The following is a 7,475-nucleotide window of genomic DNA, read 5'->3' on the forward strand; positions in this document are numbered from 1 at the left end:
ACTTTTTGCAACTTTTTGCGGCGGGAAAAAGTTGACTAAAAAATTGACAAACTTAAAAATTTTTAGTATATAATAATAATAAAATAAATAGGAAAAAACGATGATAAAAATTATAAATTATTCTGCAATTATAATATTATTTATATCAGTAAACCTTTTTGGAAATACAGATTTTTTTAATGCTGTACACAGAGGTGATATTAATGCAGTATCTAAATATATAAAAAATGGCATTGATATAAATATTCAAGACAATAGAAAAAGAACTGCTTTAATGATAGCCGTTTATAAAAATGATATAAATATGGTGAAGCTTTTAGTAAAAAATAATGCCGATGTTAATATACAAGATGAAAATTTAAACTCTCCTTTTTTATATGCAGGCGCCAGAGGTTTGCTTGATATATTAAAATTATTATATAAAAAAGCTGATACTATAAATGTTCTTAATATTTATGGAGGAAATGCCTTAATACCAGCATGCGAAAAAGGACATTTAGAAACTGTTAGATTTTTACTTGAAAATACTGATATAAATGTTAATCATATAAATAAATTATCTTGGACAGCCTTGCTTGAAGTTGTAATATTAGGTAATGATAGTAAAAATTATGTTGAAATAGTGAAATTACTTTTAAAGCATGGTGCCGATAAAAATATAAAAGATAATAACGGTAATGATGCCTTATATTATGCTAAAACTAAAGGATTTAAAAATATAGAAAAATTATTAACTGATTAAAGTTATAATAAAAAAGGACATATAAAATTAATTATATGCCCTTTTCATTTATGGTATATTTACAATAATTATAGTTTACCAACTAAATCAATTCCTGGTTTCAAAGTGCTAGCACCTGGTTTCCATTTAGCAGGACAAACTTCTCCTCCATGTTCAGCAACATATTGAGCAGCTTGAACTTTACGTAATAATTCATTAGCATCTCTACCTATTCCCATGTCATGTACTTCATAAGCTTTGATTTGACCTTCTGGGTTTACAATAAAGCTACCGCGTAATGCTTTACCTTCTTCTTCTACATATACTTCAAAGAATCTAGCTAATATACCTGTTGGGTCTCCTAGCATTGTATATTTAAGATTTTTAATAGTTGGTGTAGCATCTGCCCAAGCTTTGTGTACAAAATGTGTATCTTCAGAAACTGAATATACTTCACAATTAATTTTCTTTAATTCATCATATACTGTTCCTAAATCAGCTAATTCTGTAGGACATACAAATGTAAAGTCTGCTGGATAAAAGAAGAATACACTCCATTTTCCTAAAACATCTTTAGTTTCAACTGTTTTAAATTCTCCATCTTGATAAGCTTCTACTTTAAAATCTATAAGTTTTTTATTTATTAAACTCATTTATAACTCCTTTTACTAATGTTCGTATACTCTAACAATACACTAAATAATAGTTTTTGTCAAGTGAAAAATAATACAAATTGAGAAAAATTACTAAAAAATTAAAACCTATTTTTATAATTCATATACAATAAAAACTTAAGCAAAATAAATTGACAAAATAATTTCAGTATAATAAAATAATCCAATAAAAATAATTAATAATTAGAGTGCAATAATGAAAGAATTTACTAATCAAGAATTAGAAATAAAAAATTATATAGAAAAATATTTACCATTTAGAGAAAAACATATACTTTCAACTAGAGAGCTTTCTATTGAGATAGCTGAAAAATATAATGTAGATACAAATAAGGCTTCACTTGCCGCATTATGTCATGATTTAGGAAAAAGATATAAAGATGATGAAATGCGTAAAATAATACTTGAAAACGATAAAATGGAATATCCTAATTATATAACAGGAGCTTTATTACATGCCAGAGTAAGTGCTATAATAACAGAAGAAGAGTTTAATATAAGAGATAAAGAAATTATAGATGCTATAGAAAGTCATACTGTAGGACATGGAAATATGACTATGCTTGAAAAAATAATATATGCATCTGATTATCTTGAACCTACACGCAAACTTGAAGCTGCTGATAGGATTAGAGAAAAAATATTCATAGATTTTGACGGGGCATTCTTAGATGTTGTGTTAGAGTCTATACAGTTTGTATTGAGCAAAAAGCAATATTTATCTGATAAAACAATAGAACTTTATAATTCATTAGTAATTAGGTAACGATTTTTTATGAATGAAGAATTAAACAACCCAAAAAAAGCATATATAATATTTGTAGCAGACAGTAAACAGTATAGAAACAGTAAAATAAATATAAATAATATACTTAATGAGCTTTCTATGTTATGCGACACTGCTGGTTATGAAGTGGTTAATAGATACTCTTTTATACAGCAAAAAATAGCTGCTGGTACTTATATAGGTACTGGTAAATTAGAGAGTTTAAAAGAAAGTGCTTTAACCGACGGCGTAGAATATTTTATATTTGATAATGAATTAAGCGGTTCACAGGTTAATGCTATAGAAGAAGGTTCCAATATAACAGCATTAACAAGAACTGAGATAATATTAGAAATATTTGCTATGCGTGCAAAAACTATGACCGCTAAAATGCAGGTAGAATTGGCATTCTTGGAATTTGAATATCCTAGATTAAAAGGTAAAAGAACTAATTTAAGCCAAATAAAAGGCGGTATCGGTTTAAGAGGCGGTGCCGGTGAAAAGCAATTGGAATATGATAGAAGACGTGCAAGAGAAAGAATACATAAATTAAAATCACAATTAAGCAGGGTGGAAAAATCAGCAAGCACTGGAAGAAAAGGCAGAGGAAATACATTCAGAATAGCAATAGTAGGTTATACGAATGCCGGTAAAAGTACATTATTTAATCTGCTTTGTAAAGAAAGTGTTTATGTAGAAGATAAATTATTTGCCACTTTAGATACTCATACAAGAAAATTATATATAAGCGATGATACTCCTGTAGAAGTTATAATAAGCGATACTGTTGGTTTTATAGACAGGCTTCCTCATACTTTGGTTGCTTCATTTAAATCTACCCTATCAGAAGTTGTTGAAGCTGATTTACTTCTTCATTTGGTTGATTCAAGCGATGAAAATATAGAAGAAAAAATGCTTCAAGTTGAAAGCATTATAAAAGAAATAGATGCCTCACATATAAAACGTATTGTTGTATTTAATAAAGTTGATGATATAGATGAAATACAAAAAAATAAAATATCCACTTCCTATGATGATTCAATGTTTATAAGTGCTAGAAACAATATCAATATAGAATTGCTTAGAAAGAAAATACTTGACACTATATTAAACTAATATAATATTATTTTAATTAATTATATTATTTGGAACTTATAATTATGCATAATGATATTGTAAATAAAATTAATGAATTAGCCTTTCATTATAGAGAAGAATTACATAAAAAAATAAAAGAAAGAAATGAAGAAATAAAAAATGATAATTTAGATCATACTTTAATATACAAAGTACTTGGTATTTCTGATGAAGAAGGAGAATTAATAGATAAATACCAAAATAAAGGCAGATTTCTATATAATTATGCTGGAAATTTTTTACAAGATGCTGCAATTTTATGCTTTAAATATAAATATAATAATGTAAAAGAAAAATACAAAGTTAAGAATAATTTAGAAAGCAAACCTAAACGTTTTGAAATAGACTGTTTAATAGACAATAAAGCTTATGAAATAAAATGGCGTGATGCAACAACCGATGGAGATCATATAATTAAAGAACATACTAGAATAAAGGTAATAAAAAGCTATGGTTATACACCTATAAGATTAATGTTTTATTATCCAAACAGAAAACAATCAAGAAAAATACAAGAAACTATAAAGACTCTTTATGATGGTATAGTCGGAGAATATTATTTCGGAAATGAAGCTTGGATACATATTCATAAAACAACCGGTGTTAATTTACTGCAAATACTCAAAGATATAGCCTATAAACAATCATAAGGAAAAATAATGTTAATAAATGATGATTGTTTAAATGCATTAAGTAAATTTGAAGGTGAATATGCTGATATGGTATATTTAGATCCGCCTTTCTTTACTCAGAAAAATCAAAGCTTATATAATAAAGACGGAGATTATTTTGAATTTAATGATAAATGGAATTCATTAGATGAGTATTTAAAATATATTGAAAAAAGATTATTAGAAATAAAAAGAATATTAAAAAAAACAGGAAGTATTTTTTTACATTGCGATACTTCAGCCTCGCATCATTTAAGAATTCTTCTTGACAATGTTTTTGGAAAAAATAATTTTAGAAGTGAAATTATTTGGACATATAAAAGATGGTCAAATTCAAAAAAAGGATTATTAAATTCTCATCAAAATATATATTTCTATTCAAAAACAGAAAATTTTACATTCAATAAAATTTTAACAGATTATTCATTAACAACTAATTTGGATCAGATACTTCAAAATCGAATTAGAAATGATAAAAATAAAACAGTATACCAATATAATGATGATGGAAATTTAGTTTCATCAAAAGAAAAAAATGGAGTACCTTTATCAGATGTATGGGAAATACCATATCTAAACCCTAAAGCTAAAGAAAGAGTAGGATACCCAACACAAAAACCTATTCTGTTATTAGAAAAAATCATATTACTATCCACAAATATAAATGATATAGTAATAGACCCATTTATGGGAAGCGGAACAACTCTGGTAGCAGCAAAATTACTGAACAGAAAATATATAGGAATAGATATTAATAAAAATGCTGTAGAATTAGCTGAAAAACGATTAAAAAATCCTATAAAAACAGACTCAAAACTGTTAACTTTAGGAAAAGAATCTTATGATAATAAAACAGATTATGAGAAAAACATATTAAATCAAATTGATTGTAATATAGTACAAAGAAATAAGGCTATAGATGCTATTTTAAAACAAAAATACAAAGATAAACATGTATTAATAAAAATACAAGAACAAAACCAATCTATTAATGAAACTATAAATTCCGTTTCTAATGCTATGAAAAATAAAAGCTCAGAATTAGCTATAATAATAAGAACAAATAATATTAATGATTTAATAACAGAAAATATTAAAGACAATATACTTATAATAGATAGCTATAATCTTTCAATAAATAACTATTTAAAAAATAATTAAAATAAATTAATTCAATCTTCTTAGCTGAGCAAATATAATGACCCAAAAATCTTCACCATTAACAGCATAATGTGATATACCAACATGCGTAAATTTATCACTTACGATATTCAGTTTGTACTGATTTGAATTCATCCAATAACTTATAACCGTTTCTGCATTTTTGAATCTATAAGCAATATTCTCATCTGATGAAAATACTCTTATCCTATTTTCATAAAGAAGTTCATCATATTTTGTATTATTTGGTCTTATATGAGAAAAACTGATAGCAAGCTCTTTTGATCTAATATTAGCTATATTATTTAATTCTTCACTTATTTCTAAAGGATACAAACCTTCATTTTCTCTTATTTCATTAATAGATTTTAAAGCTAATTCTACATCTGAATTATTTTGAGAATATAACATCACTGCATTTAAGCAGCAAAATATAAATAAAATCTTAATTACTATATTATACATATTTTACTTTTCAATTTATAATGAATTTTATATTTATTTATTCAACGGATAATAATATAATATGTTTTAATTATTTTTCAAGTCTTACCAGCAATTTATTTTTGTTATTTTCAGGTATATTAGAATGTGTTATATTATATATTATCCTTTTTCTTATCTTATCAATTATGGCTATTTCAGTATTTTGACAATATGACATAATATCTAAAATATTATTCGTTATATCAACTAAATACTCATTAGATTTTTTAGAACATAATCTAGTATAAACTTTTAATATATACTCTCCAAAATATTTTATAAGCTTTACATTATTAGCCAATATAGCAGCATTAAAATGATAGGCATATATTTGTAAAGCACTAATATTATCTTCTTTTATATATCTATCCAAAAATAAAGAAAACATTTTTATATATTCTAAACTTTTATTCTGAAGTTTTCTGCATATTTCTTCTTTATTTATTATATGAGTAGAATATTGTAAATCTAATACTAGAATATCATTTCTATCATAATCGAATACAATACTATCCTTAGAACAATCTAAAGGACTTTCTAATTTTAATCTTATATTTTCTATATATTTTAAATTATTATTTATATTATTTGAATGAGATTTTTTCTTTTTAGTGTTAACAACAAATAAATATTCAACATTTTTAGTTTTATTAACAACAGACCTTTTAGCTCCTCTATACTTAGTATACTCAGAAGTAACGATATCTAACTTCCCTACACTTTCAAGCATAGAAATTAAATCATCATATTCTATTATGCCGTCAGTGGAATAACTCATAACAATATGATTAGCATCTATATTATTTATCAAATTCATTAAAGCGTCTTTTGCTGTTTTTTTATAACAATATAATGATTTAGTTTTTACCCAATCCTTTCTAATTCCGCCTTTATTAGTTTTCTTTCCATCAATATAAATATCCTTATTAATAGCAGGCTTATCCCATAAAGCTATTGTATTTAATAAATGATAATTACTTCCATATTGATGCTGATTATAAGGCGGGTCTAAATATACTAAATCAAAATGCTTATTCTTATTTTGCTTAACAAATTCATTAGCATCTAACATACTTGCATGGCATTTCCTGCCTTGAAATAAAGGAATCTGCTTTAATGATATATGAGATAATATTCTATTTAAAGCATCTTTATTTCTCCCACCAAAACCAGCATGAAAAGCTTTAAAAACACCAGATGTATTTGTATGTGTTGCTGACTCATATATGATAGAAGCTATCAAATAATAATACTCTTTTTGATTTATAACTTTATTTTTGTAAAGCTCCTCTATATTATGTCTTATTATATCTATTCTTGAAGCATTATATTGAGTATAAAAAAGTCTTTCATTCAATAAATCAGGATTATCATCATCTAAAGGAGCATAGTATTTTGATATATATCTATCTTCATCATTAATAAAATCAATATTATTAATCATGTCTATAGTATTTTCCACCCCTCCAGTATGGAGAAACATATTATCTAAATCTTCAATATTAATTGTAAGGTGAGCATAGTTTAAAACATACGAATAATATTCCCAGTCATTGGAATAAACTTCTAAATTCATAGTTTTTAAAAGTCTTGACACACTGCCGCTTCCTGCAAATAAGTCAATTGCTGTATTAATACTATTATCTTCTTCTAAAATACTAGAAATAGTTCTTTCTATAAATGGAAGAAGTCTTCTTTTATTACCAATATATGCTATTAAATTTTCTTTTAAGTAATTATCTTTTATATTATTTTCCGCGTTAGTTATCATAATCTTATTATCATAATATAGTTTACATAATATATTAACATAACATCAGTAAAATATCAATATTATATGATTAATTATTTTAGATAAT

Annotated in this window: 8 protein-coding genes; 5 read left to right on the forward strand and 3 right to left on the reverse strand. The window is 25.1% G+C overall.

Features of this window, described 5'->3' with window-relative positions:
- The first annotated feature begins 100 nt into the window (after positions 1 to 100).
- Positions 101 to 742 (forward strand): ankyrin repeat domain-containing protein, encoded by a 642-nt coding sequence (locus tag R4K56_RS03395; protein ID WP_335759871.1) that lies wholly within the window; start codon positions 101 to 103, stop codon positions 740 to 742.
- Between the two features lie 68 nt (positions 743 to 810).
- On the opposite strand, the gene ahpC is transcribed toward R4K56_RS03395, so the two are convergent.
- Positions 811 to 1,374: an alkyl hydroperoxide reductase subunit C gene (ahpC, locus tag R4K56_RS03400; RefSeq protein WP_335757087.1), complete on the reverse strand. Its 564-nt coding sequence runs from the start codon at positions 1,372 to 1,374 to the stop codon at positions 811 to 813.
- 217 nt (positions 1,375 to 1,591) lie between these two features.
- Between ahpC and yqeK the strand changes: the two genes are divergently transcribed.
- The 4 genes from yqeK to R4K56_RS03420 are packed head-to-tail and all read left to right on the forward strand — an operon-like array spanning position 1,592 to position 5,130.
- Positions 1,592 to 2,161 (forward strand): bis(5'-nucleosyl)-tetraphosphatase (symmetrical) YqeK, encoded by a 570-nt coding sequence (gene yqeK, locus R4K56_RS03405; RefSeq protein ID WP_335770263.1) that lies wholly within the window; start codon positions 1,592 to 1,594, stop codon positions 2,159 to 2,161.
- Between the two features lie 9 nt (positions 2,162 to 2,170).
- The gene (hflX, locus tag R4K56_RS03410) at positions 2,171 to 3,277 is read left to right on the forward strand and encodes a GTPase HflX (protein ID WP_335770262.1); all 1,107 of its coding nucleotides are present in this window, start codon (positions 2,171 to 2,173) and stop codon (positions 3,275 to 3,277) included.
- Positions 3,278 to 3,321: 44 nt separating this feature from the next.
- The gene (locus R4K56_RS03415) at positions 3,322 to 3,948 is read left to right on the forward strand and encodes an ApaLI family restriction endonuclease (RefSeq protein WP_335757090.1); all 627 of its coding nucleotides are present in this window, start codon (positions 3,322 to 3,324) and stop codon (positions 3,946 to 3,948) included.
- Between the two features lie 9 nt (positions 3,949 to 3,957).
- A complete protein-coding gene (locus R4K56_RS03420) occupies positions 3,958 to 5,130 on the forward strand; it encodes a DNA-methyltransferase (protein WP_335757091.1) in 1,173 nt (390 codons plus the stop codon).
- A 6-nt stretch (positions 5,131 to 5,136) separates the two neighbouring features.
- Here the strand turns inward: R4K56_RS03420 and R4K56_RS03425 are convergent, their stop codons facing one another.
- Both R4K56_RS03425 and R4K56_RS03430 read right to left on the reverse strand, forming a co-directional pair.
- Positions 5,137 to 5,541, reverse strand: coding sequence for a CAP domain-containing protein (locus tag R4K56_RS03425; protein WP_335786884.1), 405 nt, complete (start codon positions 5,539 to 5,541; stop codon positions 5,137 to 5,139).
- 124 nt (positions 5,542 to 5,665) lie between these two features.
- Positions 5,666 to 7,387, reverse strand: coding sequence for a DNA adenine methylase (locus R4K56_RS03430; protein ID WP_335771800.1), 1,722 nt, complete (start codon positions 7,385 to 7,387; stop codon positions 5,666 to 5,668).
- Positions 7,388 to 7,475 lie beyond the last annotated feature (88 nt).

Source organism: Brachyspira pulli, from assembly GCF_036997785.1.
Classification (GTDB): Bacteria; Spirochaetota; Brachyspiria; order Brachyspirales; family Brachyspiraceae; genus Brachyspira; species Brachyspira pulli.

Coding starts and splice junctions, on each gene's coding strand:
- R4K56_RS03430 (WP_335771800.1), bottom strand. CDS start 7,387: ATGATAACTAACGCGGAAAATAATATAAAAGATAATTACTTAAAAGAA.
- ahpC (WP_335757087.1), bottom strand. CDS start 1,374: ATGAGTTTAATAAATAAAAAACTTATAGATTTTAAAGTAGAAGCTTAT.
- R4K56_RS03415 (WP_335757090.1), top strand. CDS start 3,322: ATGCATAATGATATTGTAAATAAAATTAATGAATTAGCCTTTCATTAT.
- R4K56_RS03420 (WP_335757091.1), top strand. CDS start 3,958: ATGTTAATAAATGATGATTGTTTAAATGCATTAAGTAAATTTGAAGGT.
- yqeK (WP_335770263.1), top strand. CDS start 1,592: ATGAAAGAATTTACTAATCAAGAATTAGAAATAAAAAATTATATAGAA.
- R4K56_RS03395 (WP_335759871.1), top strand. CDS start 101: ATGATAAAAATTATAAATTATTCTGCAATTATAATATTATTTATATCA.
- R4K56_RS03425 (WP_335786884.1), bottom strand. CDS start 5,541: ATGTTATATTCTCAAAATAATTCAGATGTAGAATTAGCTTTAAAATCT.
- hflX (WP_335770262.1), top strand. CDS start 2,171: ATGAATGAAGAATTAAACAACCCAAAAAAAGCATATATAATATTTGTA.